This is a genomic window from Rhizobium leguminosarum bv. viciae USDA 2370 (assembly GCF_002008365.1).
GTDB lineage: Bacteria > Pseudomonadota > Alphaproteobacteria > Rhizobiales > Rhizobiaceae > Rhizobium > Rhizobium leguminosarum.
The window spans coordinates 328,040-354,973 of sequence record NZ_MRDL01000025.1 but is presented as its reverse complement, the minus strand read 5'-3'; the positions used below and the strand labels follow the sequence as shown (position 1 = coordinate 354,973).

21 protein-coding genes, 1 tRNA gene and 1 pseudogene are annotated in these 26,934 nt (G+C 61.0%); 11 read left to right on the top strand and 12 right to left on the bottom strand.

Annotation, left to right across the window (positions count from 1 at the left end):
- Positions 1-9: 9 nt before the first annotated feature.
- Entirely contained in the window at positions 10-1,611 is a 1,602-nt protein-coding gene (locus BS629_RS12685) for an inorganic phosphate transporter (RefSeq protein ID WP_018243415.1), read from the bottom strand.
- A gap of 290 nt (positions 1,612-1,901) precedes the next feature.
- Here BS629_RS12685 and BS629_RS12680 point away from each other — a divergent pair, with 290 nt between their 5' ends.
- From BS629_RS12680 to BS629_RS12670, 3 genes and pseudogenes are all read left to right on the top strand, one after another.
- Positions 1,902-3,080 carry an acetate/propionate family kinase gene (locus BS629_RS12680; protein ID WP_018243416.1) on the top strand — a complete coding sequence of 393 codons (1,179 nt, stop codon included), beginning with the start codon at positions 1,902-1,904 and terminating at the stop codon, positions 3,078-3,080.
- A 71-nt stretch (positions 3,081-3,151) separates the two neighbouring features.
- Positions 3,152-3,475: pseudogene (locus tag BS629_RS12675) on the top strand (phosphoketolase family protein); the annotation flags it as partial.
- A 201-nt stretch (positions 3,476-3,676) separates the two neighbouring features.
- Positions 3,677-3,862, top strand: coding sequence for a hypothetical protein (locus BS629_RS12670; RefSeq protein WP_018243418.1), 186 nt, complete (start codon positions 3,677-3,679; stop codon positions 3,860-3,862).
- Between the two features lie 69 nt (positions 3,863-3,931).
- On the opposite strand, the gene BS629_RS12665 is transcribed toward BS629_RS12670, so the two are convergent.
- Positions 3,932-4,822, bottom strand: coding sequence for a helix-turn-helix domain-containing protein (locus BS629_RS12665; RefSeq protein WP_018243419.1), 891 nt, complete (start codon positions 4,820-4,822; stop codon positions 3,932-3,934).
- 127 nt (positions 4,823-4,949) lie between these two features.
- Between BS629_RS12665 and pobA the strand changes: the two genes are divergently transcribed.
- From pobA to BS629_RS12630, 7 genes are all read left to right on the top strand, one after another.
- Positions 4,950-6,122 carry a 4-hydroxybenzoate 3-monooxygenase gene (pobA, locus tag BS629_RS12660; protein WP_026188515.1) on the top strand — a complete coding sequence of 391 codons (1,173 nt, stop codon included), beginning with the start codon at positions 4,950-4,952 and terminating at the stop codon, positions 6,120-6,122.
- A 162-nt stretch (positions 6,123-6,284) separates the two neighbouring features.
- Entirely contained in the window at positions 6,285-7,457 is a 1,173-nt protein-coding gene (locus BS629_RS12655; RefSeq protein ID WP_018243421.1) for an ABC transporter substrate-binding protein, read from the top strand.
- A 110-nt stretch (positions 7,458-7,567) separates the two neighbouring features.
- On the top strand, positions 7,568-8,431 hold the full coding sequence (locus tag BS629_RS12650; RefSeq protein WP_026188516.1) for a branched-chain amino acid ABC transporter permease: 864 nt from the start codon (positions 7,568-7,570) through the stop codon (positions 8,429-8,431).
- A gap of 1 nt (position 8,432) precedes the next feature.
- Positions 8,433-9,437 (top strand): branched-chain amino acid ABC transporter permease, encoded by a 1,005-nt coding sequence (locus BS629_RS12645; protein ID WP_018243423.1) that lies wholly within the window; start codon positions 8,433-8,435, stop codon positions 9,435-9,437.
- On the top strand, positions 9,434-10,198 hold the full coding sequence (locus BS629_RS12640) for an ABC transporter ATP-binding protein (protein WP_018243424.1): 765 nt from the start codon (positions 9,434-9,436) through the stop codon (positions 10,196-10,198). Before BS629_RS12645 ends, BS629_RS12640 begins: the two co-directional genes overlap by 4 nt.
- A complete protein-coding gene (locus BS629_RS12635; protein ID WP_018243425.1) occupies positions 10,179-10,895 on the top strand; it encodes an ABC transporter ATP-binding protein in 717 nt (238 codons plus the stop codon). The genes BS629_RS12640 and BS629_RS12635 overlap by 20 nt, the downstream gene beginning before the upstream one ends.
- A 407-nt stretch (positions 10,896-11,302) precedes the next feature.
- Entirely contained in the window at positions 11,303-12,136 is an 834-nt protein-coding gene (locus tag BS629_RS12630) for a VCBS domain-containing protein (RefSeq protein WP_018243426.1), read from the top strand.
- Between the two features lie 444 nt (positions 12,137-12,580).
- Here BS629_RS12630 and BS629_RS12625 read toward each other — a convergent pair.
- From BS629_RS12625 to BS629_RS12615, 3 genes are all read right to left on the bottom strand, one after another.
- Positions 12,581-12,657 (bottom strand) — tRNA-Met (locus BS629_RS12625).
- A gap of 135 nt (positions 12,658-12,792) precedes the next feature.
- Complete coding sequence (gene mnmA, locus BS629_RS12620) at positions 12,793-13,992, bottom strand: tRNA 2-thiouridine(34) synthase MnmA (RefSeq protein ID WP_018243427.1); 1,200 nt, start codon at positions 13,990-13,992, stop codon at positions 12,793-12,795.
- Between the two features lie 449 nt (positions 13,993-14,441).
- The gene (locus BS629_RS12615) at positions 14,442-16,595 is read right to left on the bottom strand and encodes a putative bifunctional diguanylate cyclase/phosphodiesterase (protein WP_018243429.1); all 2,154 of its coding nucleotides are present in this window, start codon (positions 16,593-16,595) and stop codon (positions 14,442-14,444) included.
- A 163-nt stretch (positions 16,596-16,758) separates the two neighbouring features.
- On the opposite strand from BS629_RS12615, the gene BS629_RS12610 reads away from it, so the two are divergent.
- Entirely contained in the window at positions 16,759-17,022 is a 264-nt protein-coding gene (locus tag BS629_RS12610) for a hypothetical protein (RefSeq protein WP_018068984.1), read from the top strand.
- Positions 17,023-17,179: 157 nt separating this feature from the next.
- Here BS629_RS12610 and serA read toward each other — a convergent pair whose 3' ends face one another.
- From serA to tilS, 7 genes are all read right to left on the bottom strand, one after another.
- Positions 17,180-18,775, bottom strand: coding sequence for a phosphoglycerate dehydrogenase (gene serA, locus BS629_RS12605; RefSeq protein WP_003542699.1), 1,596 nt, complete (start codon positions 18,773-18,775; stop codon positions 17,180-17,182).
- A gap of 83 nt (positions 18,776-18,858) precedes the next feature.
- Entirely contained in the window at positions 18,859-20,037 is a 1,179-nt protein-coding gene (locus BS629_RS12600; protein ID WP_018243430.1) for a phosphoserine transaminase, read from the bottom strand.
- Between the two features lie 190 nt (positions 20,038-20,227).
- Complete coding sequence (locus BS629_RS12595; protein WP_032980655.1) at positions 20,228-21,064, bottom strand: outer membrane protein; 837 nt, start codon at positions 21,062-21,064, stop codon at positions 20,228-20,230.
- A gap of 297 nt (positions 21,065-21,361) precedes the next feature.
- Positions 21,362-21,601: a hypothetical protein gene (locus tag BS629_RS12590; protein ID WP_018243432.1), complete on the bottom strand. Its 240-nt coding sequence runs from the start codon at positions 21,599-21,601 to the stop codon at positions 21,362-21,364.
- Between the two features lie 307 nt (positions 21,602-21,908).
- A complete protein-coding gene (gene glmM / locus BS629_RS12585) occupies positions 21,909-23,261 on the bottom strand; it encodes a phosphoglucosamine mutase (protein WP_018068990.1) in 1,353 nt (450 codons plus the stop codon).
- A 241-nt stretch (positions 23,262-23,502) separates the two neighbouring features.
- Positions 23,503-25,434, bottom strand: a complete 1,932-nt coding sequence (ftsH, locus tag BS629_RS12580) for an ATP-dependent zinc metalloprotease FtsH (protein WP_077988261.1) — start codon at positions 25,432-25,434, stop codon at positions 23,503-23,505.
- A 96-nt stretch (positions 25,435-25,530) separates the two neighbouring features.
- Positions 25,531-26,934, bottom strand: a complete 1,404-nt coding sequence (tilS, locus tag BS629_RS12575) for a tRNA lysidine(34) synthetase TilS (RefSeq protein WP_018243433.1) — start codon at positions 26,932-26,934, stop codon at positions 25,531-25,533.

Sequence of the window (26,934 nt, the reverse complement as noted above, 5' to 3'; positions counted from 1 at the left end):
CGGGACGCCCTAAAAAACCTGACGCATGATCACGAAGAGCACGAAGGCGATCGCGATCGAGGCCGGCAGCGTCAGCACCCAGGCCATCAGCATGTTGCGCACGGTCGACCATTGCAGGCCGGAGCCATTCGCCGCCATGGTGCCGGCAACGCCGGATGACAGCACATGCGTCGTCGAGACCGGCAAGCCGAGATGATCGGCCGAGGCGATGGTGACCATCGCCACGACTTCGGCTGCCGCACCCTGACCATAGGTCAGATGCGTCTTGCCGATCTTCTCGCCGACGGTGACGACGATGCGCTTCCAGCCCACCATCGTGCCGAGGCCGAGCGCGATCGCGACCGCCACTTTCACCCAGAGCGGGATGAACTTCGTCGCGTTGTCGACCGCCTTATGGTAGTTCGTCACTGCGCCGAGGTCGCCGGCATCCATCGGCAGCAGCTTCTGCTTGTCGATCAGCTTCAGCGCCTCGCCGATGAGATAGATGTCGTTGCGGACGTTGCCGACGAGATTGGTCGGCACCGCTTCGAGCGTCGGGAAGCCGGCGACTTCGGCACTCGTCTGGTGGATATATTGCTGCAGGGCCGGCGTCGTCGCATCCGTCCATGTCTTGTTCTTGACGGCGTTGCTGACTTCGGCCTTGTAGTCTGCGACAGCAACACCCGGCTTCACATACTTGCCGAGCGCGGTTTCCACCTGAGCCGATGCCGTCTTGTAGGCTTCGAGATAGTTGACATCGGGCGTGCGGTTCAACGCGAAAGCCGTCGGCACCAGGCCGATCAAAATCAGCATGATGAGGCCCATGCCCTTCTGGCCGTCGTTGGAGCCGTGGGCGAAGCTGACGCCGGTGCAGGTGAAGATCAGGATCGCACGGATCCAGAGCGGCGGCGGCTGGTTGCCCTTCGGTTCGGCATAGAGCGCCTTGTTGCGCACCAGAAGCTTCATGACCAGCAGGAGAACAGCGGAAAGACCGAAGCCGATCAGCGGCGAGATCAAAAGCGACAGGCCGATATTGGTCGCCTGCGACCAGTCGACGCCGCTGGTCGCAGTGCCTGCCGGCGCCAGGAACTGGTTGGCAAGGCCGACGCCGATGATCGATCCCACAAGCGTATGCGAACTCGACGACGGCAGGCCGAGATACCAGGTGCCCAGGTTCCAGACGATCGCGGCAATCAGCAGCGCGAAAACCATGGCAAGGCCGGAGCCGGAGCCGACCTGCAGGATCAATTCCACCGGCAGCAGGGCCAGAATGCCGAAGGCGACGGCGCCGCTCGAGGTCAGCACGCCGAGAAAGTTGAAAAAGCCGGACCAGATGACGGCGAATTCCGCCGGCATGGAGCGGGTGTAGATTACGGTGGCGACGGCATTGGCCGTATCATGGAAGCCGTTGACGAACTCGAAGCCGAGCGCGATGAGCAACGCAAGGCCTAGGAGAATCCAGGGAACGGCAACTGCGGTCGTGAGGTCGCGGCCGAGTGCATAGGCAACATATCCAAGGCCGCAGACCAGAACGAGCGCAAACAGCGGCAAGAACCACTTGCCGGCCGAATTCGAACTGTGGAGAGGGTGGGACGTGTCGCTATGAACCTGGCTAGGGGCAATATCGGCCATGGCATAGTTCCTTATTCCGTTTGCAAATTTGCCTTTTGTTAATAATTCCGCCGCGTGAAGCTCTCATGACGCCCCGACTGAGCCGCCCGTAAGCCACTGATGTCCGACGATATTGACGGTGATGCGCCTGGTACCCTCGCCTCCATAAAAGATGCCGCGTTATGATCCCAAGCGGCGGACGATGGTTGTCTATGCAGCAACAAAGCGCGCCCCGAGCGAATAAATCCTTCCCGCCTGGACATCCGACGCTAAGTTCGGTCATCTCACACCCGCGCGGAGTCTTAGAAGACATGTCATCGACCGGCCTGCTGCTGACCTTCAACACCGGCTCCTCGACCGTTAAGATCGGCATCTTCGCGATAGACGGCGGCAAGGCACGGCGCATCGGCAAGGGCGTGATCGATTTCCGCGCCGAACCGCTGTCGCTCGGCCTGACGAAAGGGCCGCAGACCTTCGAGATTCCGATGAAGGCCGAGGTGACAGAAGATCTGCACGGCGTCATCGATGAGACTTTCGCGCTTCTCGCCGATCATTTCGACATGACCGCCGCGCACGCTGCCGGCCACCGCGTCGTCCATGGCGGCGACCGCTTCACCAGGGCGATCGCCCTCGACGCCACCGCAATCGATGCCATCGATGCGCTGACCCCGCTTGCGCCCTTGCACCAACCGCAGGCGCTGCGTTTCATCCGCGCGCTCAAGCATCTGAAACCGCATCTTGCCCAGACCGCCTCCTTCGACACCGCCTTCCACGCCACGCAGGACGATCTCGTTCGCCGCTTCGCCATTCCCCGCGCGCTGCATGACGAGGGCATCAAGCGTTACGGCTTCCACGGCCTTTCCTATAAATTCATCGCCGGAGAGCTTCGCCGCAAGGCGCCGCGCGCGGCAAAGGTGGTCGTCGCCCATCTCGGCAGCGGCGCCAGCCTCTGTGCATTGGATGGCGGCATCAGCCGCGATTGCAGCATGGGCTTTTCGACGCTCGATGGCATCCCGATGGCGACGCGCCCGGGCTGGCTCGATCCCGGCGTCATCTTGCATCTGGCCGGTCAGAGGAAACAATCCTTCGAGGAGATCGAAGACCTGCTCTATCACCGATCCGGCCTGCTTGGCGTCTCCGGCATCAGCGCCGATACACGCGAGCTGTTGAAGGACGGCCGGCCGCAGGCGCGCCAGGCGGTCGACCTCTTCACGCTGCGCATTGCCGGCGAAATCGGCCGCATGGCGGCAACGCTGAAGGGGCTTGACGCCATCGTCTTCACCGCCGGCATCGGCGAACATCAACCAGAGATCCGCGCCGGCGTGGCCAGGCGGCTGTCTTGGCTTGGCCTTGCAATCGACGAAAAGGCCAATGCCGCCAATGATTTTACGATCAGCACCAGGGAAAGCCGCATCGCCACCCAGGTCATCGCCACCGATGAGGAACAGGTCATCGCTGACGAGGCGCTGTCTCTTCTTCGCGGCGGGTGATCCAGATTAACAGCTTGCCGGCATCCGCCGGTAGAATTGACGTTGAAGACATTTTCGAACGGGAGAAACCCATGGAAAAGCATGTCTCGACCGCCGCTCTTACCGATGCCGAACTCACTCTGATCGACCGCTATTGGCGCGCCGCCAATTATCTCTCCATCGGCCAGATCTATCTGCTATCCAATTCGCTGCTGCGCGAGCCGCTGAAACCAGAGCACATCAAGCCCCGCCTGCTCGGCCATTGGGGCACGACACCCGGCCTCAACTTCATCTATGCGCATCTGAACCGCCTGATCCGCGCCCGCGACCTCGATATCATCTACATGTGCGGCCCCGGCCATGGCGGGCCGGGCATGGTCGCCAACACCTATCTCGAAGGCATCTACAGCGAGATTGTGCGGAACTGGACATGGCCGACGGCGTGAAGCCAAAACCAAACAGAGTCGCGCGGAACTGGTCGGCGGAGACCATCCGGCGGTAGCAAATGTCAAGCAACGTCTAAAGTTGGTGAAAACGACCGGAGCGCTGTTCCAGAATGGCCATATCGTAGGCTATGTGTCTTGGGAAAGCTCTAAGCCCCTGACCGAGGAAACGACATGAAGGGTTTCGCTGCCACGCTCACCGCCGCCCGGCTGGAAAAGGCGCTCGCCTTCTACATGACGCCCGAAGCCCGGCCGGATGGCTCAGCCGATACCGTCAAGTCAGCTGGGGAATGCGAGGCATACGAGACCCGCGCCGACGAACGCGCCCGCAACACGGAAGACGGCGCCGAAGCCTGGTAGGGCGATCCCCACCGGGCGACCCTCGCGGATGCCTGTCCGCGAGCGCGTCGCACCCGGAATGCCGGAACCCTACGCATGTTCGAGCCGGACTTTTTCCTTCATGCGCCAGACCCGCGGCGTTTCTCCCGTATATTTAAAAAAGAAGCGCGAGAAATAGGCGGGATCGGCAAAGCCGAGCCGAAACCCGATCTCCTGAACGCTGCCCAGCGTAAAAACCAGCTGGCGTTTCGCCTCTTCGACGAGTTTGCCGGCGATCAGTTCGTGGGGAGTGTTGCCGGTCATCGACCGGACAATGCGAGTGAGGTGCGTCGGCGAAACCCCAAGCTCTCTGGCATAGAAAGACGCGGGCTTGTGCGATCGAAAATGCTGCTGAATGAGCTCGCTCAGCATTTCCATCCGCCGCTCGTTCTCGTTGGGCGGAAGTTCATGCGTATTCCCCTCATGGGAAATCCTTGCCGTCAGCCGTAGCGCCAGGGCGACATAGGCGGCCAACGCCTCATTGCGGCCGCTGCGGCGGTTTTCGAATTCGTCGCCCAGCCGCCTCAACGTCTGCATGACATAGGCTGCCTCGGCATGATCGGGATCGAGCGGCGTCAGATGCGGCGCCGCCAGCCATTCGCCGAGCTGGCTTCGGTCGCCGGGCGGATGGCTGAGATGGGATCTCAACAGGGTGATCACCAGGCCGTCGATATCGCGTGAAAAACGAAAGCCGTGATTGAGCCCGGGCGGCACGGTGATGATGGCCGGCGGACGGATGGCATGGCTCTTTTCGCCGAAAATCGCATCGCCCGAACCGCTTTCGATGTACAATATCTGAAAGAAACTCTCGTGGCGGTGCGGGCGAATCTCCCAGTGATGCAAACTGCTGCGAGAGCGAATTGTTTCGCAATGCACCCAAAAATCCGGTTCTCGCCCGGTCTTTTCGCCGTAGAGTTCATAGGTAGGGACCTGTCTGCTCATGGGGCTCCGTGGGGCTTCGCCGACACCAATGTTCGATTAGTGCAATTTTAAGGTCGGCATGTCCATTGCTGCGGCAAGCGCGGCACGGCAGAATCTGACAAAACGCAAAAATGCAGGGAGGCAGCATTTGCGAACTCAGGTCGCCATCATCGGTTCGGGGCCATCCGGCCTGCTGCTCGGCCAGCTTCTGACCGAAGCCGGCATCGACAATGTCATCCTCGATCGTGTGAACAAGGATTACATCCTCGGCCGGGTTCGTGCCGGCGTTCTGGAGGAAGGCACCGTCGGGCTGTTGGATCAGGCCAGATCAGGCGCGAGGCTGCATGCCGAGGGGCTGCCGCATGACGGTTTCTCGCTGGCCTTCGACGGACGCGACCATCGCATCGACCTTCACGAATTGACCGGCGGCAGGCGCGTCACCGTCTACGGACAGACCGAAGTGACGCGCGATCTCATGGAGCGGCGCGAAGAAAGCGGCTCCTTATCGATCTACGATGCCGTCGACGTCGCGCCGCATGACTTCGACGGCCCTTCTCCCTTCGTCACCTATGTGAAAGACGGTGTTGCCAAGCGCATCGATTGTGACTTCATCGCCGGCTGCGACGGGTTTCACGGCGCCAGCCGCAAGGCCGTCCCGGAACGGGCGATCAGGAGTTTCGAGAAGATCTATCCCTTCGGCTGGCTGGGGATCCTTGCCGACGTGGCGCCTGTCAGCCATGAACTGATCTACGCCAACCATCCAAGGGGCTTTGCGCTCTGTTCGATGCGCTCGGCCACCCGCAGCCGCTACTACATCCAATGTACGCTCGACGAGAAAATCGATGACTGGAGCGACGATCGCTTCTGGGACGAGTTGAGACGGCGGCTGCCGACGCATCATGCCGAGGCATTGGCGACCGCGCCGTCCTTCGAGAAATCGATTGCGCCGCTGCGCTCCTTCGTTGCCGAACCGATGCGTTTCGGCCGGCTTTTCCTGGTCGGCGACGCTGCCCATATCGTCCCGCCGACCGGGGCCAAGGGATTAAACCTTGCCGCCAGCGACGTCCATTACCTTTTCTCCGGGCTGATCGAGCATTACCGCGAAGGCTCGAATAGTGGCATTGACGCTTACTCGCATAAGGCGCTCGCCCGTGTGTGGAAAGCCGTGCGGTTTTCCTGGTGGATGACGACGATGATGCATCGTTTTCCGGATACCGGTGATTTCGACCAGAAAATCCAGGAGGCGGAGCTCGACTATCTCACCCATTCCCGCGCCGCCTCGATGGCGCTCGCGGAGAATTATGTGGGATTACCATTCTGAGACGAGGATAATTCTGCATCCTCGATGCACAATCATAATCGCCAGGTCATGGATTACGGCATTTATTTCATTTTACATCACCATTTCGCATGACAAGCTAACGCTCAATTTTGGGCGGCTAGCGAATACGGCGCGGGAGTGCGCCAAAAAGGGAGAGAGAGAATGAAGAAGCTATTTCTAGCCGCCGTTGCGGCCGTCGTGCTCAGCGGCACGGCCTATGCAGACACCATCAAGGTCGGCGTCATCGGCCCGTTCTCCGGTCCGTTCGCGCTGCAGGGCAAGAACTTCAAGGCCGGCATCGACGCCTATATGGCGGTCAACGGCAACAAGGTCGGCAGCGACACGGTCGAGATCGTCTATCGCGACGTGCCGCAGGCCGATCCCGCCCAATCCAAGGCGCTGGCGCAGGAACTGATCGTCAAGGAGAAGGTCCAATATCTGGCCGGCTTCTATTTCACCCCCGATGCGATGGCGGTGACGCCAATCCTGAAGCAGGGCAACGTGCCGATGGTCATCATGAACGCCGCCACCTCGGCGATCGTCACCAAGAGCCCGCTTGTCGTCCGCACCTCGTTTACCACCTGGCAGACCTCGACGCCGATCGCCAAGGTCGCCTTCGATGCCGGCGTCAAGAAGGTGATTTCGGTCGCCAGCGATTACGGCCCCGGCATCGACGCCGAGAATGCCTTCAAGGCCGGCTTCGAAAAGGCCGGCGGTCAGGTGGTCGAGGCAATCCGCATGCCGCTTGCGACCAACGATTTCAGCCCGATCATGCAGCGCATCAAGGATTCCGGCGCCGAGGGCGTCTTCGCCTTCCTGCCGTCAGGTCCGACGACGCTCGGCTTCGTCAAGGCTTACAACGACAATGGCCTGAAGACGGCCGGCATCAAGTTCTTCGCGCCGGGCGATCTGACCCAGGAATCCGATCTGCCGGCGCTCGGCGATGCGGCACTCGGCATCCAGACGACGTTCCACTATGCCGTGTCGCACGATTCTCCGGAGAACAAGGCTTTCGTCGAGGCGGCGACCAAAGCGATCGGCAACAAGGCCGAACTCTCCTTTCCCGCGGTCAGCGCCTATGACGGCATGTATGTCATCTACAAGATGATCGAGGCGACGGGCGGCAAGCAGGATGCTGAAAAGGCCGTCGATGCGGTCAAGGGCCTTGCCTGGACCAGCCCGCGCGGGCCGGTTTCGATCGATCCCGAAAGCCGCCACATCACACAGAACATCTATCTGCGCGAAGTCACCAAGGCCGATGACGGGACCTACATCAACAAGGAGGTTCAGACCTTCGAGAAGCAGGGCGATCCGGGCCTGGCGGCCGTCAAGTAACATCGAGCATCACAACATGCGACGGGCTTGGGCAGTGCTTCGGGCAGACTTCCGATCTCTCCGGACTGCCCGAAGGCGTCGAGCCCGTCGCATCGAAGCAAGGTATGTCCATGCAGACAGTCTTCAGCATAGCCGTCGATGCCTTTGCCTATGGCATGGTGCTCTTCGTCATATCGATCGGCCTTTCGGTGACCATGGGGCTGATGCGTGTCGTTAACCTCGCTCACGGCGCTTTCGCGATGATCGGCGGCTATATCGCCTCCTATGTCGCCCGCGACCTCGGCCTTGGTTATGCCACGGCAGTCATCGCCGCCGTTGTTATCACCATCATCGTCGCCATTCCGATCGAACGCTTTCTCTACCGCCGGATCTATGGCGCGCCGGAACTGACCCAGGTGCTGATGACCATCGGCATCACCTTCTGCGTCATCGGCATCGCCAATTATATGATGGGGCCGACGCTGAAGACCATCCCGCTTGCCGGTGCGCTGCAGGGATCGGCCGATCTCGGCTTCCGCACCATTCCCGTTCACCGGCTTTTCGTCATCCTCTGCGGCCTGGCCGTGGCGCTCGCCCTCTGGTTCGCGATCGACAGGACCAGCTTCGGCGTCAAGCTGCGCGCCTCCGTCGATGATGCGGCGATGGCTGCGGCACTCGGCGTGCGCACCGAGATCATCTATGCGGTGAGCTTTGCCGTTGCCGTCGGGCTTGCCGCCTTCGGTGGCGTGGTCGGCGCCGAACTCCTGCCCGTCGAACCCTATTATGCGCTGCGCTACATGGTCACCTTCCTGGTCGTCGTCTCCGTCGGCGGCGCGGGTTCCATTCCGGGCGCGCTGATTGCCTGTCTGCTGCTGGGCGCGATCGATACGACCGGGCGGTATCTGATGCCGGAATTCGGCGAATTCTTCTTCTATCTCGCCGTGATCGCAATCATCTGCGTCTTCCCACGCGGCCTTGCCGGAAGGGCGAAATAACATGGCGCTTGTCATGAACGACGAAAACCAACGTCTCCAGCATCGGCGCGGATTCATCAGCCGCGATCTCGCCGGAATAGCGGTCATCATAGCCATTGCCGCGATCGGCTACTTCGCCTTCCCCGATAATCTCGCGCTTTTGACTCGGATGATCACGATCGCGCTGCTCGTCCTGTCGCTCGATCTCGTGACCGGTTATTGCGGCGTGGCAACGCTCGGCCATGCCGCCCTTTTCGGCTCCGGCGCCTATGCCGCCGGGATCCTGTCGGCGCATTACGGCATCAATGACCCGCTGCTGATGATACTGGCCGGCATCACAGGCGGCGCGCTTGCCGGGTTGCTCTGCGGCGTCATCATCCTGCGTGCACATGGATTGCCGCAGTTGATGCTGTCGATTGCGCTGATCAACCTCTTCCATGAATTCGCCAACAAGGCCTCGTCTTGGACAGGCGGCAGCGATGGACTTTCCGGCATCGCGCCGGACCCGGTCTTCGGCCTCTTCGAATTCGATCTCTACGGTCACACCGCCTTCTTCTTCGGAATGGCGCTGCTGCTGATCGTCTTTGTGCTGCTACGATTCCTGGTCCGCTCGCCCTTCGGCATGCTCTGCCACGCTATCAAGCAGGATCCGCTGCGCATCCGCGCCATGGGCGCTTCGCCGAAGGCAGCTCTGATCAGAATGTACGCGATCTCCGGCGCCGTTGCCGGTGTCGGCGGCGCCTTGAATGCGATTTCGACACAGGTCGTCGGCCTCGACAGCCTGTCTTTCACGCAGTCGGCCGAAGCGCTTGTTATGCTGGTGCTCGGCGGAACCGGTTCTCTCTTCGGAGCGCTCTCCGGCACTGTCATCTTCATGCTCTTCGAGGACTACGTCTCGGCCGCCAATCCCTTCCATTGGCTGACCATGGTCGGCGCGCTGCTGATCGTCGTCGTGCTCTTTGCGCCGAAAGGTCTCTATGGCACATCAGCAGCCTTCGTTGGCCGCCGCAGGGAGCAACGCTCATGAGCCCGGTCTTCGAAGTCGCCAATCTCAAGAAAGCCTTCGGCGGCCTTGCCGTCACCAATGATGTCTCGCTCACGATGTCGCCTGGCGATCGCATCGCGCTGATCGGCCCGAACGGCGCCGGCAAGACCACCTTCGTCAACCTCGTGACCGGTAATCTCTCTCCCGATTCCGGTGAGGTTCGCCTCGGCGGCGAGGTGGTAACGAATATCGACGCGATCGGCAGGGTCAGACGCGGCCTTGTTCGCTCCTTTCAGGTGACGCGGCTCTTCCAGGACATGACGCCGGCCGAACATGTGGGACTTGCCGTCCTTCAACGCGACGGAAAGACTGGGCGCATGTTCGGCAATTTCCTGCGCATGCCCGATGTCATGGCAGAGGTCGACGATCTCCTTGGAAAGCTCGGACTGGCTTTGCTGATGCATCGCAAGGTCAGCGAATTCGCCTATGGCCAGCAGCGGCTTCTCGAGATCGCCGTGGCGCTGGCACTGAAGCCGAAGGTGCTGCTGCTCGACGAGCCGGCAGCCGGCGTGCCGCAAAGCGATACCGGCCGCATCGAGCAGGCGCTTGCCGATCTGCCTGCCGATCTCGCCGTGCTGATGATCGAACACGACATGGACCTCGTCTTCCGTTTTGCCAAACGCGTCATCGTGCTTGCATCAGGCGCGATCATCTTCGACGGCCTGCCTCAAGACGTCACCAAGGATGCGCGCGTGCGCGAGGCCTATCTCGGGAGCTATGCCAATGCCAGCCATATCGCTTGAGGTCGAAAATCTGTCGGCCGGATATGGGCCAACAAGAGTGCTCGAAGGCATTTCCTTCTCCGTGCCGGCAGGCGCCCGGCTTGCCGTGCTCGGCCGCAACGGCATGGGCAAGACCACGCTGCTCGCAACGCTTGCCGGCCAGACCAGGCGATACGAGGGCAGCATCCGCCTCGGCGGTTCGGATGTCAGCGCAGCACCGAGCGCCACGCGCGCGCATAAGGGCCTCGGATATGTGCCGCAGGCACGCTGCATCTTCCCGACGCTGACAGTCGAAGAAAACCTTTTCGTTGGCTTGAAGGCGCGACCGAAGACGGCGCTGGAGGAAGCCTATGCGATGTTCCCGCGCCTGAAGGAGCGCCGCCGCAATCTCGGCAGCCAGCTCTCCGGCGGCGAGCAGCAGATGCTCTCCACGGCCCGCACCATTCTCGGCCGCCCTTCCGTCCTGTTGCTCGACGAACCGCTGGAGGGCCTTGCGCCCGTTATCTGCGAGGAATTGATGGCTGCCTTCGCCGACCTCGCCAAGACAGGAGACATGACCATCGTGCTGGTCGAACAGCGCATCCAGAGCGCGCTCGATTTCGCCGATCAGGTCGTCATTCTCGAACGCGGCAGACTGGCCTGGACGGGAACGCCGCAGAGCCTCACCAGCGATCACGAGGCTGTCGAGAGTCTGCTCGGGGTCGGCGGACTGCATTGATGGGGTGATCGGCAGAAGCTCGGGCTCTGCTAATTGCTCCCCTTTCGCCTTCAAGATTGCTCTTGGCGCGCCGAGCAATTCATGCAGTATATCGTCATGACGACGTCATGATTGACCTGTCATTGTTATCCTGCCTGAAAGTTTTCCGCTGGCCGAATTGATGGATCGCCTGAAAAGGCGAGAAACACCATGATCGACGAAGCGGCAGCAACGTAAGATCAGACGTAAATCCTGGTTCATAATCAGGATCGACGTTTATGCCGCTCCCTCTACTTGTGCGGTTGAGCTGTAATCGACCGGAATGTGTGGCGTTGACGGGCGGAATTGCTCTGACGCTCCCTCAATTTTGGTTGCCAGATACCCGATAGGGTTGCATAGTCGAGCAGAATATCACACGGGAGGTAGAAATGGCAAACCACAAGCCGGTCGCAGGTGATGTATACCAGCCTATTTTCAACATCGACAACCCGATCGACGGCAACATCCTGGACAATACCAGTTCGGTGGATGCCGACGGAGATCAGGTGCGTCTCAACTTCGTCAATGGACAACGCATTCCGCAACCGGCCGATCCGAACGGGCCCGCCACGACCACCACAGTCGAGGGAAAATACGGCACGCTGACCGTCTATTCCAACGGCAACTACACGTATGAACTCGATCATTCCAACCCGGTGGTATCAGCGCTCGGCCCGGGAGACCAACTCGTCGACCAGTTCAACTTCAAGATCTCGGATGGCAAAGGCGCCACCGATTTCGGCTTGCTCAACATCGCGGTCGACTTGCCGGAACATGGCGACGTATTCGTCAATTTCGAGGATGTCGGCAAATACGACTTCCCGACGGGCTACAAGGGCTTTGATTGGGGTGCTTGGCACGATGGTGACGACGCAACGGTACAGAAGGAAGCCGACGGCAACCATTATCTGTCAGGCGGCGTGTTCTGGACACCCATCCAAGCCGCCGATGGCGGTCACTTTCAGATCGAGCAATTCAGTGTCGCAAACGGCACATCGGACTATGACAACGTTCTGACGATCGAAGGTAAGCTGAACGGCGATACCGTATTCTTGGTCACGGTCAACGTCACCGCCGACAGCATTCATGACCCGCAAGTGATCGATCTCAGCGCCTACGGCGACATCGACTATCTCGTGCTCGACACGGAGCCCGTCATCACAGAGACGAGCGGCCCGGATTATTATGGCGCGCGATACGACAACTTTCATTTCATCGTTTGACGGAGGGGGAAAGGGGCGTCGTATCGCCGAAATCTTTGCATCTTTGCCAAGTTCGCCCTGCTGTGGCTATCTGATACCAATATCTTGCGATAGCTGACCGGGTTGCGTCTTGCTAGCATGGGATCGTGCGAGGAGGCACGGTTATGCTGGGATGGAGGAAATGATGCAACCAGTCGGGATGAGGTTAGCGGCGGTCATGTTCTCGCTTGCCGTATGGGCTATTATTATCGCTGTCGCATCCCACTTTGGGCGACGAAGATGCCTGTATTGCTTTTGACGCTCTACAGATAGGCCTGTCCTCGGCGTTGGCGGAAATGCTGCAGGAGGTCGAACTGCTTTTGTCCCCTCGCCGCGACGTTTGACGCTGCGATCAATGTGCTACCACGGCCTTCGGAACCGGCTCAAAATCGAGCCGAAAAAATCGCTAATTCTGCAATAAGGAAATGGTAGCGGAGGAGGGATTTGAACCCCCGACACAAGGATTATGATTCCTCTGCTCTGACCTACTGAGCTACTCCGCCACTGGTCAACGATACCCGCTCGCGAAGCGATGCCGGTTCGTGGGATGAGCGGCTTATAAGGTGCGCTTCGGCTTTGTGTCAAGCGCATGATCGAGAAAAACGGTGGGCTTTGCCGGCCGTCGTTACCTATCGGTTTCAGGCGGCGACCGGGCTGGCCAAGAGGGCCTTCAGGCAGGCTTCCGCCGAAGGTTCACGCTCGGAACGTTCGATGAAACCGCCGCCGAAGACGCGGGCGTTGTCGCCGGGGGCGGAATAAAGCGCGCAGGCCTGGCCGGGCGCGATGCCCGCCTCGCCGACCGTCAGATCGACATAGGTGCCTGTTGCATCGATATGCAGCACGGCGGGTGCCGGCGCCCGTGTCGAGCGGACCTTGGCGTAGCAGGCAAAGCCGTTGCCGGAGGCGGCTTCCGAAAGCGTCTCGTCGCCCAGCCAGTTGACGTCGCGCAGGTAGACGCGGTGCGTTTCCAGCGCCTCCTTCGGTCCGACGATGACGCGGCGCGAGCGGGCGTCGAGAAAGACGACGTAGAGCGGCTCGCCAGTGGCGATGCCGATGCCGCGGCGCTGGCCGATCGTGAAGTGCAGAATGCCCTCATGGGTGCCGAGCACGCGGCCGTCGAGATGGACGATCTCGCCGGCGAGCGCCGCATTCGGCTTCAGCTTGGTGATGACGTCCGAATATTTGCCCTGCGGCACGAAGCAGATGTCCTGGCTGTCGGCCTTCTTGGCAACGACGAGGCCCATCTCTTCGGCGAGCCTGCGGGTTTCGGCCTTCGGCAGGCCGCCCAGGGGAAAGCGGAGATAATCGATCTGTTCCTGCGTCGTGGCGAAGAGGAAATAGCTCTGGTCGCGGTCGGCATCGGCAGGGCGGAAAAGCGCGCGGCGGCCGGGATTTTCGGGCGAAGGGTTCGGTCCCGAGCGGATATAGTGGCCGGTCGCCAGTGCATCGGCACCGAGCTCCTTGGCGGTCGCCAGAAGATCGGCGAATTTGACGGTCTGGTTGCAGGAAACGCAAGGGATCGGCGTTTCGCCCGCCACATAGCTTTCGGCGAAGGGGTTGATCACGGTCTCGCGAAATCGCTTTTCATAATCGAGCACGTAATGCGGGATGCCGAGTGTTTCGCAAACGCGGCGCGCATCGTCGATATCCTGGCCGGCGCAGCAGGAGCCGGCGCGGTGAACAGCGGCGCCATGATCGTAAAGCTGCAGCGTAATGCCGAGCACGTCGTAACCCTGCTGTTTGAGAAGGCCAGCGACAACGGATGAATCGACGCCGCCCGACATGGCGACGACGACACGGGTCTCTTCCGGCTTCTTGTCAAAATCCAGTGTGTTCAACGATGGTGCCAATTCTGCGCGGTCACGATCCGCCCTTGCGCTGCAATTGCGGCGGATTGCTGATCTCCGGCGGGATCGGCCGCCGTCTCTCGATGAGGCACCGATATAGAAAGGATTGTCCTTGGGCGCAAGGGGCAGCCTTCGGGCACCGATATTTCGCATTCCCGCGTGAAGAGAAGGCGCAGCCAAAGCCGCGCCTTGGAAGCGGGGGGTGCGGCTCAGGTGCCGATCAGCTTGTTGCAGGCGAATGCAATGCCCGGATTGGCGATGATGGCGGTTACGAGCGCCAGTCCGATCATCGAGAATGAAAAGCGTTTCATAAACATCCTCCTTTCCAGCCCACGACAATTATGCGGCTTCGCCCACCTTTCTCAAAATGACGAATGCTTGATGGGATCCGGCGGCACGCATTTCCTCGGACGCCACTCCCAGCTGTCGCTTAAACGACTCTATCTGCGTGACGAAGCCGCCTTCAGAGCGCGGCCGTGGATCAGCGCCTCTGCCTCGTGCTGCGGCATCGGCCGGCCGAGCAGATAGCCCTGCACCTCACTGAAGCCTTCAGCGCGCAGCTTCTGCAACTGCTCTTCCGTCTCGATCCCTTCGGCCAGCGTCGTCGCGTTGAAGCCGGAGCCGATGCCGACGACGGCGCGCACGATGGCGAGATTGCCGGCATCCGTCTCAATGCCCGAAACGAAGCTACGGTCGAGCTTGATCTTGTCGAAGGGGAAGGATCTGAGATAGCTCAGCGACGAATAACCGGTGCCGAAATCGTCGATGGCGATGCGAACGCCGAGCTCCTTCAATGCGCGCAGCCGCGGCAAGCTTTGGTCGGCATCGGTCAGGAATACGGACTCGGTGATTTCGATTTCAAGCCGGTCGGCATTGAGGCCCGTCTCGTCGAGCGCCGCGACCACGGTCGAAAGCAGGCTCGCATGCCGAAACTGGCTGACGGAGAGATTAACGGCGATCCTCAGATGCGCGGGCCAGCCGGCGGCCGCGCGGCAGGCTTCCCGGATCACCCAATCGCCGATCGGCACGATGAGGCCGGTCTCCTCGGCGAGCGGAATGAATTCCATCGGCGCTACCAGCCCGCGCTTGGGATGGCGCCAGCGGATCAGCGCCTCGAAGCCGCCGATGCCGTCATTATCGAGCTGCACGATCGGCTGGTAGTGCAGTTCGAACTGGCGCTTCTCCAGCGCCTCCCACAGTTCGGCGGTCATCACGTGCCGGCGCTCGGCGGCAAGCCGCATCTCCGCCTCGTAGAAGCGATAGGTCGACCGCCCGCTCTCCTTGGCGGCATAGAGCGCCAGATCCGCATGCCGCATCAGCACGTCCGCGTCGCCGGCATGATCCGGTGCCAAGGCGATGCCGATGCTGCAGGTGACATGCTCCCGGGCGCCGTCGAGATCGAAGGCACGGCTGAGCGCCTTGAGCAGCCGTTGCGCAAAACGCCCGGCCCGCTCCGGCTCGTCGAGCTCCAGTACGACGGCGAATTCGTCGCCGCCGAGGCGGGCGACGAGATCGCCCTCCTCCGCCAGCTGCAGCAGCCGCCCCGATACTTGGCAAAGCAGCGCGTCGCCAGCGGCATGTCCCTTGCTGTCGTTGATATGCTTGAAGTGATCGACGTCGATATAAAGCAATGCGATCGGGCTGTCGGCGGTCGCCTCGACCGCCCGCCGGTTGATATGCTTGGAAAATGCCGCCCGGTTCGGCAGGCCGGTGAGCGGATCATGCATGGCGAGATGGGCAAGCTTTGCCTCGACGGAGCGCTCCTCCGTCACGTCCTGCGAGATGCCGAGCAGATAACGCGGCGCTTGGCCCTCCGGCGTCGGCAGGGCGCGCTTGACGGTGCGCAGGAGGCGTGGCACACCATCGGCGCGCAGCATGCTCTCCTCGAAGCTGATCGCCGTATTGGCTTCGAAGGCCCGGCGATCCTGCTCGCGGAAGGCGTCTGTCTGACTGGGGGGAAACAGCGCCCGGTCGGTTCGGCCGACCACGTGCTCCGCCCTCATGCCCACAATGTCGCCGCAGGCCTCGTTGAAGAGAACGTAAAGCCCGTCCGCTTCCATGTCCTTGACGAAGACGCCGACCGGCAGGTTGTCGACGATGCTGTCGAGAAGCGAGCGCGTATCGCTGATCTGGCGTCTGGCGGCATTGACCTCGGTGCGGTCCTGCACGATCGCCAGGATTGCCGCTCGGCCCTCGAAACGCACTTCTCGGCCATAGGTCAGCACTTCGAAGGTCTCGCCGCTCGCCTTGAGGTGAACCCAACGCTCCGCCTTTTCCATGTCGGTACGGCCGCTGACGGCGTCGACCATCCGTTCCCGCTCATGCTCAGGGCGGATATCCAGAACCGTCATGCGCCGGTATTCGTCCGCGCCGTAGCCGTAAAGTGCTGCCGCCGCCTCGTTGACGATAAGAAAGCGCAGCGATGCCGGATCATAGACCCACATCGGCGACGGATGCGTTGCAAACAATGACCGGAAGTCGTCGTTTAATGCTTCGGTCTGCTCGGTCTTCTGCAAGGGGGCCATGGGAATTCGCGTGCGGTTGATGCCGATGCCAGGGATATACCGAGAAAAGTTAAATAAAATCAGAATCATACTTAGGGTTAAACTTTAGGCTTCCGCCTTCAGAATGTGCAAAGCGGCGGCCTGCTGTCACGATCTCGGCTCTCGATAAAATAATTTTGGCGTCCTGGAACAATTCCGTCGATCGTGCGTTGCGGGTGATCGATGTCGCATTCGAATTGCTGAGGAGGGTTTCATGGGCAGGTTCGGCACGACGACGGATTACAGCAGAATCAGACATTGGATCGAGGCGCGCGGAGGCCATCCCGCCCGAATCAAGAACGCACCGGACAGCGAAACCGTCCGCGTCGATTTTTCCTCGGAACCGGAAGAGATTTCCTGGGACGAATTCTTTCAGGGCCTCGACGGCAGCAGGCTCGCCTTCCTTCACCGCACGAAGGCTGAAGACGATGTCGCCCGTTTCGGCAAAATCCTCCGCCGGAAACGCCGGCACCACTAATGCATGTCGCCCAAATGTGTGCATCGGTTTTGGGACCACGACATGGATCAAAAAAAGATTTAAAGCGCGACGCGCTTTAAGATTCATCGGTTCCTGACACGAAAAAACCCGGCGCCGTTTCCAGCGCCGGGTTTTTCATTTCCTCGGGAGGAAAAACTCAGTCGATATTGAAGGTCAGCGGCTTTGCCTGGCGAACCGCCTGGTGGGCGGTCAACTCAGCAAGCACGGCGTCATCAACCTTGCCGTCGACATAGAGCAGCGCGATGGCGTCGCCGCCCTGCTTGTCACGGCCGAGCTGGAAGTTGGCGATGTTGACGCCGGCAGCACCAAGCGTCGTGCCGATGAAGCCGATCATGCCGGGAACGTCGGTATTGGTGATGTAAATCATGTGCGAGCCGACATCGGCATCGAGGTTGATACCCTTGATCTGGATGAAGCGCGGCTTGCCGTCCGAAAACACCGTGCCGGCGACCGAGCGCGTCATGCTTTCGGTGGTCACCGTCAGCTTGATGTAGCCGTCGAAGACGCCGGTTTTGTCGCGCTTGACCTCGGAAAGCACGATGCCCTTTTCCTTGATCATGATCGGCGCCGAAACCATGTTGACGTCGGCGACCTGCGGACGGATGAGGCCGGCGAGCACAGCACTCGTCAGCGCCCGCGTGTTCATGTTGGCGGTGATGCCGTCATAGAGGATTTCAATTTCCTTGATCGGCTCTTCGGTGACCTGGCCGACGAAGGCGCCGAGAACATCGGCAAGGCGGATGAAGGGCTTCAGGATCGGCGCTTCCTCCGCCGTGATCGACGGCATGTTGATAGCGTTGGAGACCGCACCATTGACGAGGTAATCCGCCATCTGTTCAGCCACCTGCAAAGCGACGTTCTCCTGCGCCTCGGTCGTCGAGGCGCCGAGATGCGGCGTGCAGACGACGTTCGGCAGGCCGAAGAGCGGGCTTTCCTTGGCGGGCTCGACCTCGAACACGTCGAAGGCGGCACCCGCGACATGGCCCGACTTGATTGCTTCGGCAAGCGCTGCCTCATCGACCAGGCCACCGCGGGCGCAGTTGATGATGCGCACGCCGGGCTTGGTCTTTGCCAGCGCTTCCTTGTTGAGGATGCCGCGCGTCTTGTCGGTCATCGGCACATGCAGCGTGATGAAATCGGCCCTGGCGAAAAGCTCTTCAAGTTCGACTTTGGTGACGCCCATCTCCTCGGCGCGCTCCTTGGACAGGAACGGATCGTAAGCGACGACGTGCATCTTCAGGCCGATAGCGCGGGCACAGACGATCGAGCCGATATTGCCGGCGCCGATGACGCCGAGCGTCTTGCCGGTGATCTCGACGCCCATGAACTTCGACTTCTCCCACTTGCCGGCCTGCGTCGAGGTATCGGCTGCCGGAAGCTGGCGGGCGACGGCGAACATCAGCGCGATCGCGTGTTCGGCTGTCGTGATCGAGTTGCCGAAGGGCGTGTTCATGACGATGATCCCGCGGCGCGAGGCGGCCGGGATATCGACATTGTCGACGCCGATGCCCGCACGGCCGACGACCTTGAGGTTCGTCGCCCCCTCGATGATCTTTTCCGTCACCTTGGTGGCAGAGCGGATGGCCAGGCCATCATACTTGCCGATGACTTCGAGCAGACGGTCTTTGTCCTTGCCGAGCTGCGGTTCGAAATCGACTTCGACGCCGCGGTCGCGGAAGATCTGGACGGCGGTTTCCGACAATTCGTCGGATACGAGAACGCGAGGTGCCATAAGGGCCTCCTTCAAAAGTGTTCAGCGATGAATGAATCAGGAATGCTGGGCTCCGCCCTATGGCGGAGCCGGATGCGATCACCTCAGGCGGCAGCCTGATTAAGCTGCGCCTTCTGCGTCTCGAAGGCCCAGGAAAGCCAGGGCATCAGCTTCTGCATGTCGGATGCCTCGATCGTGGCGCCGGCCCAGATGCGCAGGCCGGACGGCGCGTCGCGGTAATGGCCGACGTCATAGGCGACACCTTCCCTTTCCAGGAGGCCGACCAGACCCTTGGCGAAATTCGCCTGGCCGTCGTCATCGAGGGCTGCGATGTCCTTGTCGACGATCTTCAGGCAAACGGAGGTGTTGGAGGCCGTTTCCGCCTTGACGGCGAGATTGGCGATCCAGTCGTTTGCCGCAACGAAATCGTGGATGACCTTGGCATTGGCATCGGCACGCGCGATCAGCCCCTTGAGGCCGCCGAGTTGCTTGGCCCAGACAAGCGCATCGATATAGTCCTCGACGCAGAGCATCGACGGCGTGTTGATCGTCTCGCCCTGGAAGATGCCTTCCGTCAGCTTGCCGCCCGAGGTCATGCGGAAGATTTTCGGCAGCGGCCAGGCCGGCGTGTAGGTGACCAGACGCTCGACGGCGCGCGGCGAAAGAATGATGACGCCGTGCGCACCCTCGCCGCCCAGAACCTTCTGCCAGGAGAAGGTGACGACATCGAGCTTGGCGAAATCGAGTTCCTGTGCGAAAGCCGCCGAAGTGGCGTCGCAGATCGTCAGGCCCTTGCGGTCGGCCGGGATGAAATCGGCATTCGGAACGCGCACGCCCGAGGTTGTGCCGTTCCAGGTGAAGACGACGTCGCGGTCGAAATCGACGGCGGAGAGATCGGGAAGCTCGCCGTAACCGGCTTCGAGCTTGCGCACATCCTTGAGCTTCAGCTGCTTGACGACATCGGTGACCCAGCCGGCGCCGAAGCTTTCCCAGGCGAGCATGTCGACGCCACGTTCGCCGAGCAGCGACCAGAGCGCCATTTCGACGGCCCCGGTGTCGGACGCCGGAACGATGCCGATGCGGTAATCCGCCGGCACTTCAAGAATTTCACGGGTAAGGTCGATGGCCTGCTTGAGCTTGGCCTTGCCGACCTTCGCGCGGTGCGAACGGCCAAGGGCCGCGTCGGAAAGGGCTTCGAGCGACCAACCGGGGCGCTTCGAGCAAGGGCCAGAAGAGAAATGGGTATTGTGCGGACGGATGTCCGGCTTTGCGGTCTTCGCCATGATGCTATCCTCTCAGATAGAAAGCCCTTCGTTGGGGAAGGGTGTCCCGCCGCCGTGTGTATGGATCCGGCGCGTCATAGTCAAGATCGAAGTGTCGCGGGCGGAACATATTTTGACGCAGGACGGTAGGGCGGCCACAATGCAAAAAGCCGCCCGGTTGGGGGCGGCTTCTGGTGTCAGGCGATCAAATTTACTTGTAGACAGGCTGCTGCAGCGGGATTTCCGGCGGTGGTTCATAGCTCGCCTGGGCGCAACCGCCGAAGAGATAACGGGCGCCGACGCGGGCTTCGTGGGCGCTCAGACCCTTGTCGCGGCCCGGGCCGCCATTTTCGGCATAGCCGAACATGTTGCCGCCATCGATATGCAGATAACGGTAGCCGACATCGGCCTTGATGTTGCAGGTCACGTCAATCGAAGCGCCGGCCATGAGGGCGTAGGTGAAGCGCCAGTTGCCCTTACCGCCGTGGGTGACCTGGTCGTCGCAGAAGCTGCCGTCATCGGCGCAGGCGACGTTGCGCAGGTTCTTCCATTTCACATAGGAACCACCAATACCGGCGCCGACATAAGGCGTGACGTAGCCGTAGGTGCCGAGATCGACATAGGCGTTGGCGAGCAGCGTATAGGCTGTCAGCGAGGAGCGGTCGCTCGAGGTGCAGTCCACCAGAGGAAAGCCGCACTGCCCGACTGTCGAGCCCTTGAAATCCGCCTGGGTGAGATAGTCGAAGGTCAGATCGGTGCGCAGATAGCTGTTGATCTGATAACCGACACCGCCGCCGATGGTCCATGCATCATCCAGATCGGCGTCGTCGAAATCGACTTCCGTTGCGTTGCTGCCCTGGAAATAGCGGGCGCCGCGCAGATCGGTGAAGGCATAGCCGACATCGCCGCGCAGGTACCAGCCGGTCGCTTCGGTGACCGTCACCTCAGGCGGCTGCTCCGGGATAGGCTCGGCAGGGGCGAGGTCCGCGGAATAGGCGTTTGTCGCGATCAACAATGCGGCGAAGATGCCGGACAAGCTTCTTTTCATGGATCCCACTCCAAAATCCGTTGCGTCGGCAGGCTCAGTCGCTGCCAATCTGGTACGCTTCGTATGGATAATGAATGGGAAACGTTAAAAGCTGCTTAACTATAAATAGGAAGAAACGTTAAGAGAAAGATTGGCAGCAAGTTCCTCGACATGGTGAAGGTCGGCCGAAGGCTGGCAGCCGCCGCACTTGCCGAAGACCGCCAGCTGCAACGCCATGAAGTCCGCTGCTGTCAAATGGTTAAGTCGGTTACCTTCGCCGTCAGATGGATCGGCTGCTCCACTCGGCGAATCCTGCTGTTACTTCCATTGCGTCGCGTTTTCGGCGGCGCAGCCGTACGGTGGCAAGGAGGTGCCAAAGGTCGTTTTCAGCTGGGCACAGCCCCAGGCATTGATCGGGCCTGGCATGGCATTGTTGAGCGTGATGCCGATTTCATCGTAAGGGCTGTCGGTGTTGCTGATGTAGCGATACCACCGGAAACCAGTGAAGACGACGAATGCGAGAGCGATCGTCAGCAGCAGGCGCACCAGTTTTTTCATGATTTTTCCTTTGAATGCAAACGCCGCCGTGTAGCATCCGCGTGTGGCGGTTGACAGCGCTGTCGCCAAAGATATCGGCAGATTTCCGCGGACGCCGCCTCAGTGCTCACCGCGCCCGACATGGTGCAGTTGCCGACGCTTGCTCCCTACCGGAAGCCAAGCTGGCAATTCATTGACATGTTGTCTTCGGAAGGGCGGAAACGGTTTCGGCGGGAAGTCCATCCGGAGTGGATCTTCGAACCGAAGGCGCCAACAGCGAAAAAGCCGGCACCTACGTACCGGCTTTTGAAATTTCGTCCCTAAAAAATCAGGCGGCGGTCCGGACGTTCGAGATCGTGCCGATCAGCTCGTTGACGATGCGCTCGATCTGGGCGCGGTCGTCGCCCTCGGCCATGACGCGGATCAGCGGCTCGGTGCCCGAAGGGCGGATGACGAGGCGGCCGTTCCTGGCCAGTTCGGCTTCGGCATCGGCGATCGCCTTCTGCACCTGGATATCCTCCAGCGGCTTGCCGCCACTGATGCGGACATTGCGCAGGAGCTGCGGCACCGGCTCGAAGCGACGGCAGACCTCACTGACGGTCCGGCCGGTGCGCTTGACCGCGGCCAGGATCTGCAGCGCCGCGACGAGACCGTCGCCGGTCGTGCCGTAATCCGAAAGCACGATATGGCCGGACTGCTCGCCGCCGACATTGTAATTGTGCTGGCGCATATGCTCGACGACGTAGCGGTCGCCGACCCGCGTGCGGGCAAGCGCCATGCCGCGCTCGTCGAGGAAGCGCTCGAGGCCGAGATTGGACATGACGGTGGCGACGATACCGTTGCCGCGCAGTTGCTGGCTCTCGGCCCAGCTCTCGGCGATAACGGCCATCAGCTGGTCTCCGTCGACGATCGAGCCGTTTTCATCGACGATGATGACGCGGTCGGCATCGCCATCGAGCGCGATGCCGATATCGGCGCGCACCTCGTCGACCTTCTTCTGCAGCGCGACGGGGCTGGTGGAGCCGCAATTGAGATTGATGTTGGTGCCGTTCGGCTCGTTGCCGATGGTGACGACCTCGGCGCCGAGCTCCCAGAGCACGGCCGGTGCCACCTTGTAGGCAGCACCATTGGCGCAATCGATCGCGATCCTCAGACCCTGCAGCGTCACGTCGCGCGGCAGCGTGCGCTTGGCATGTTCGATATAGCGGTCATGCACCCCGTCGACGCGCTTGGCGCGGCCGATGTCGTCGGATTTGGCAAGCTGGGCATTCAGATCCTTTTCGAGCAGATCCTCGATCTCGGCCTCGATGTCGTCTGACAGCTTGTAACCGTCAGGGCCGAAGAGCTTGATGCCGTTATCCTCGTAAGGATTGTGCGAAGCCGAGATCATCACGCCGAGATCGGCGCGCAGCGAGCGCGTTAGCATGGCAACAGCTGGTGTCGGGATCGGGCCGAGGATGAAGGCATCGAGACCAGCGGCCGTGAAGCCCGCGACCATGGCGTTCTCAAGCATATAGCCGGAAAGGCGCGTATCCTTGCCGATGACGACGCGGTGGCGATGGTTGCCGCGGCGGAAGATCGTACCGGCGGCAATGCCGACCCGCATGGCGAGATCCGGCGTCATCGGGAAGACATTGGATTGGCCGCGAATGCCGTCCGTACCGAAATAGCGTCTTTTCATCTGCACTCCTGCGCTTTCCGCGCGCCATTCAAGGCAGCGCACCGTTCCAAGCGAATCCGGCTTCAGTGGAATGTCGTCAATCCACGAGCGTGATTCATACTTGCCTCAATTCAGCGGAATGCCACAAAATGCGGCGATCAGCACGTAAATTAGCAAGAAAAATGATTATATCCCGTTACCAATAGAAAAGGCCGGATCTCCCACTTCGGAAATCCGGCCTTGTTCGGATTGGTGCCGCTGTTCAATGCGGCTGCGGTTCGAGGCCGCCTTCGGGCTCGTCACCCTTGGTGGCTGGCCGTGCGCCGGCCTTCGGAACGGCGGAGCCGCGGCTCGGCGGCGAATCATCGCCGAGATCGCGAGAAGGCTTTTCACCGCGGATCAGCGCCTTGATCTCTTCGCCGGTCAGCGTCTCGTATTCGAGCAGACCTTCGGCAAGAGCGACGAATTCGTCGTGCTTTTCCGTCAGGATCGTGCGGGCCTGGGTATAGGCCTCGTCGATCAGCCGGCGCACTTCATTGTCGATCTTCTGCGCGGTTGCTTCCGAAACATTCTTCGACTGCGAAACCGAGTGGCCGAGGAAGACTTCCTGCTGGTTCTCGCCATAGGCGACCTGACCGAGCTGGTCGGAGAAGCCCCACTGCGTGACCATGGCGCGGGCAAGCTTGGTGGCCTGCTCGATGTCGGAAGAGGCACCCGAAGTGATGTTCTCCTTGCCGAAGGTGAGCTCCTCGGCGACGCGGCCGCCCATCATGATGCAGAGGCGCGAAACCATCCACTTGTAGCTCATCGAGTAGCGGTCGCCCTCGGGAAGCTGCATGACCATGCCGAGCGCACGGCCGCGCGGAATGATCGTCGCCTTGTGCAGTGGATCGGCGACGGCGACATTGAGCGCGGTGATGGCGTGACCGGCCTCATGGTAAGCGGTGAGCTTCTTTTCCGCCTCGGTCATCGCCGAAGAACGGCGCTCGGCGCCCATCATGATCTTGTCTTTGGCGTCTTCGAATTCCTGCATGGTGACGACGCGCTTATTACGGCGGGCGGCCATCAGGGCGGCTTCGTTGACAAGGTTCATCAGGTCGGCGCCGGAGAAACCGGGTGTGCCGCGGGCGAGAATCTTGAGATCGACATTCGGCGCCAGCGGAACGTTGCGCGCATGCACCTTGAGGATACGCTCGCGGCCGACGATGTCGGGGTTCGGCACGACGACCTGACGGTCGAAACGGCCGGGACGCAGCAGCGCAGGATCGAGCACGTCGGGGCGGTTGGTGGCGGCGATCAGGATCACGCCTTCATTCGCCTCGAAGCCGTCCATTTCGACCAGCAGCTGGTTCAGCGTCTGCTCGCGTTCGTCATTGCCTCCGCCGAGACCGGCGCCGCGATGGCGGCCGACGGCATCGATTTCGTCGATAAAGATGATGCAGGGCGCATTCTTCTTCGCCTGCTCGAACATATCGCGCACGCGGCTTGCGCCGACGCCGACGAACATTTCGACGAAGTCGGAGCCCGAAATGGTGAAGAAGGGCACATTGGCTTCGCCGGCGACCGAGCGGGCGAGCAGCGTCTTGCCGGTGCCCGGAGGGCCGACGAGCAGCACGCCGCGCGGGATCTTGCCGCCAAGACGCTGGAACTTCTGCGGATCACGCAGGAATTCGACGATTTCCTCGAGATCCTGCTTGGCCTCGTCGACACCGGCGACGTCTTCGAAAGTCACGCGGCCATGCGCTTCAGTCAAAAGCTTGGCCTTGGACTTGCCGAAGCCCATCGCGCCGCGTGAGCCGCCTTGCATCTGCCGCATGAAGAACAGCCAGACGCCGAGAATCAGAAGCATCGGCCAAAGCGTGCCGAGATAGCTGAGGAAACCCGAAGAGCCGTCCGTTTCAGGACGGGCGGAAACCAGGACATTCTTCGACTGCAGGCGATCGAGCAGACTGTCGTCGATCACAGGTGAATAGGTCTGGAAGGTGGTGCCATTTTCAACATAGCTTCCGGAGAGACGGTTGCCCGTCACCACGACATCCTTCACGCGGCCCGCATCGACCTCACGCAGAAACTGCGAATAAGGGATTTCGCGGGAGCCCGTCTGTGCCGGCGCCGTCTGAAACATACTGAAAAGGGCGATCAGCAGAAGCGCTATGATCGCCCACAAGGCGAAATTACGTAAGTTAGGGTTCATTGAACTCCCCAGCATGGAACAGCCGCCTCATGGCGACCGTCTTATTCGTTTCTAACATAGGGTTGCGCCGTGCCGTTGCCAAGGCGATCCCCCAAGTCAGATGGTTTTTCCGTCAATACTTCTTAAAGGCAGCCTCGCATAGGGCGCCGTCGCGAAAACCGCCGAAAGCCTATTGGCAAAGATGAAGTCAAATCGTGTCAAAAAGCGGTCGAAGGGTGCGAAATAGGGTGCTAGTTCGACCATGCGGGCGGATTCCTCAGATAAAAGGCTCTCTTCGGCGGATAACACCGGCGCCGAAGCGATAGCGCGCTTCCATGCGCTCTTGGGAAGGCGCTGCATATACTCCCACATTCCTGTGCTCGTCACCGGAATCCAGGCACCGCGCGTCTGCGCGGTGATTGACTCGATAAAGCGTGAAGTGTCTTGCGCGTGTGCAGCAGCGGCCTGGATTTCAATTGATGCGACCGACCCATTGCGCGCATAAAACCTGCCATCCCAAACCCCCGCCTCGCCCGGCCGCAATACCAGAGGCGATATCCCCCGGTTCTCGCGCGCCAGATAAAGCCCGTCATGCCGCAGATCGAACACTACCCTGCCGGCGGTCATGCGTCCCGGCTTGCTGCCGGTGGCAAATGCAAGGATACGCTCCATATGCCCCCTCCCCGGCGCAAACGGCTGCCCACCGAAAACGGCTGCCAGACGGGCGAGTGCATAGTCGAGGACTGCGCGATCCTGCCGCAACCCGTCAGGCATCACCTGCCCGAGCAGGCAGCCGTGAAGCCGGAAATGACGATCCAGCCATTCGGCTCCTCTGGACGACAGCGCCAGCCGCTCCTCCCAAGCCGCGCTGATATCCTTCGTCATGCCTGCATCGGCCGAAAGCTGCCGGCGCATCCGCACGCGCTCGTACTTCGTGTCCTCGTTGCTGGGATCGTCGATCCACGGCACGCCCCGCTCTTTCAGGAAAGCGCGGATATCCGCCCGGGTGGAAAAAAGAAGCGGACGTAAAATCCAGAAACGCCGGTCAAAGAGCACTGCATCTGCAATACCGGTCGAAACCTGCTCTGTTCGCATCCCACGCATCTGTAGTGTTTCGCGCTGGTCGTCGAGTGTATGCCCCGTGACGATGAGATCGGCTTTGAAGTCTGTGGCGGCGGTCGCAAGCAAGCCATAACGGGCCTCTCGGGCCGCAGCCATGATGCCGGTTGTCGGCTTGTCGCCCTGCCAGATCATGATGGTGTGGGGAATGCCGAGCGATGCGCAGAGGGCTGCGACTTCACGCGCCTCGTCTGCGGAGCCGGCGCGCAACGCATGATCGACGGTTGCAGCGCAAAGGGAAAGCCTGAGATGGGACGCGGCCTTCACGGCTTGATCGAGAAGAAGGAGCAGGCCGGTGGAATCGCTGCCGCCTGATATCGCGACGAGAATGCGCGCGGGGCTTTGAAGCGACGTGACAAACTCGAGGATCGCCAGTTGAGGCGATGCGGCTTCCGGAGACAT

Bases quoted from the DNA above. Each gene is read 5' to 3' on its own strand.
- BS629_RS12685 (WP_018243415.1), bottom strand. From the start codon at position 1,611: ATGGCCGATATTGCCCCTAGCCAGGTTCATAGCGACACGTCCCACCCT.
- BS629_RS12680 (WP_018243416.1), top strand. From the start codon at position 1,902: ATGTCATCGACCGGCCTGCTGCTGACCTTCAACACCGGCTCCTCGACC.
- BS629_RS12670 (WP_018243418.1), top strand. From the start codon at position 3,677: ATGAAGGGTTTCGCTGCCACGCTCACCGCCGCCCGGCTGGAAAAGGCG.
- BS629_RS12665 (WP_018243419.1), bottom strand. From the start codon at position 4,822: ATGAGCAGACAGGTCCCTACCTATGAACTCTACGGCGAAAAGACCGGG.
- BS629_RS12655 (WP_018243421.1), top strand. From the start codon at position 6,285: ATGAAGAAGCTATTTCTAGCCGCCGTTGCGGCCGTCGTGCTCAGCGGC.
- BS629_RS12650 (WP_026188516.1), top strand. From the start codon at position 7,568: ATGCAGACAGTCTTCAGCATAGCCGTCGATGCCTTTGCCTATGGCATG.
- BS629_RS12645 (WP_018243423.1), top strand. From the start codon at position 8,433: ATGGCGCTTGTCATGAACGACGAAAACCAACGTCTCCAGCATCGGCGC.
- BS629_RS12640 (WP_018243424.1), top strand. From the start codon at position 9,434: ATGAGCCCGGTCTTCGAAGTCGCCAATCTCAAGAAAGCCTTCGGCGGC.
- BS629_RS12635 (WP_018243425.1), top strand. From the start codon at position 10,179: ATGCCAGCCATATCGCTTGAGGTCGAAAATCTGTCGGCCGGATATGGG.
- BS629_RS12630 (WP_018243426.1), top strand. From the start codon at position 11,303: ATGGCAAACCACAAGCCGGTCGCAGGTGATGTATACCAGCCTATTTTC.
- BS629_RS12615 (WP_018243429.1), bottom strand. From the start codon at position 16,595: ATGATTCTGATTTTATTTAACTTTTCTCGGTATATCCCTGGCATCGGC.
- BS629_RS12610 (WP_018068984.1), top strand. From the start codon at position 16,759: ATGGGCAGGTTCGGCACGACGACGGATTACAGCAGAATCAGACATTGG.
- serA (WP_003542699.1), bottom strand. From the start codon at position 18,775: ATGGCACCTCGCGTTCTCGTATCCGACGAATTGTCGGAAACCGCCGTC.
- BS629_RS12600 (WP_018243430.1), bottom strand. From the start codon at position 20,037: ATGGCGAAGACCGCAAAGCCGGACATCCGTCCGCACAATACCCATTTC.
- BS629_RS12595 (WP_032980655.1), bottom strand. From the start codon at position 21,064: ATGAAAAGAAGCTTGTCCGGCATCTTCGCCGCATTGTTGATCGCGACA.
- BS629_RS12590 (WP_018243432.1), bottom strand. From the start codon at position 21,601: ATGAAAAAACTGGTGCGCCTGCTGCTGACGATCGCTCTCGCATTCGTC.
- glmM (WP_018068990.1), bottom strand. From the start codon at position 23,261: ATGAAAAGACGCTATTTCGGTACGGACGGCATTCGCGGCCAATCCAAT.
- ftsH (WP_077988261.1), bottom strand. From the start codon at position 25,434: ATGAACCCTAACTTACGTAATTTCGCCTTGTGGGCGATCATAGCGCTT.
- tilS (WP_018243433.1), bottom strand. From the start codon at position 26,934: ATGTCTCCGGAAGCCGCATCGCCTCAACTGGCGATCCTCGAGTTTGTC.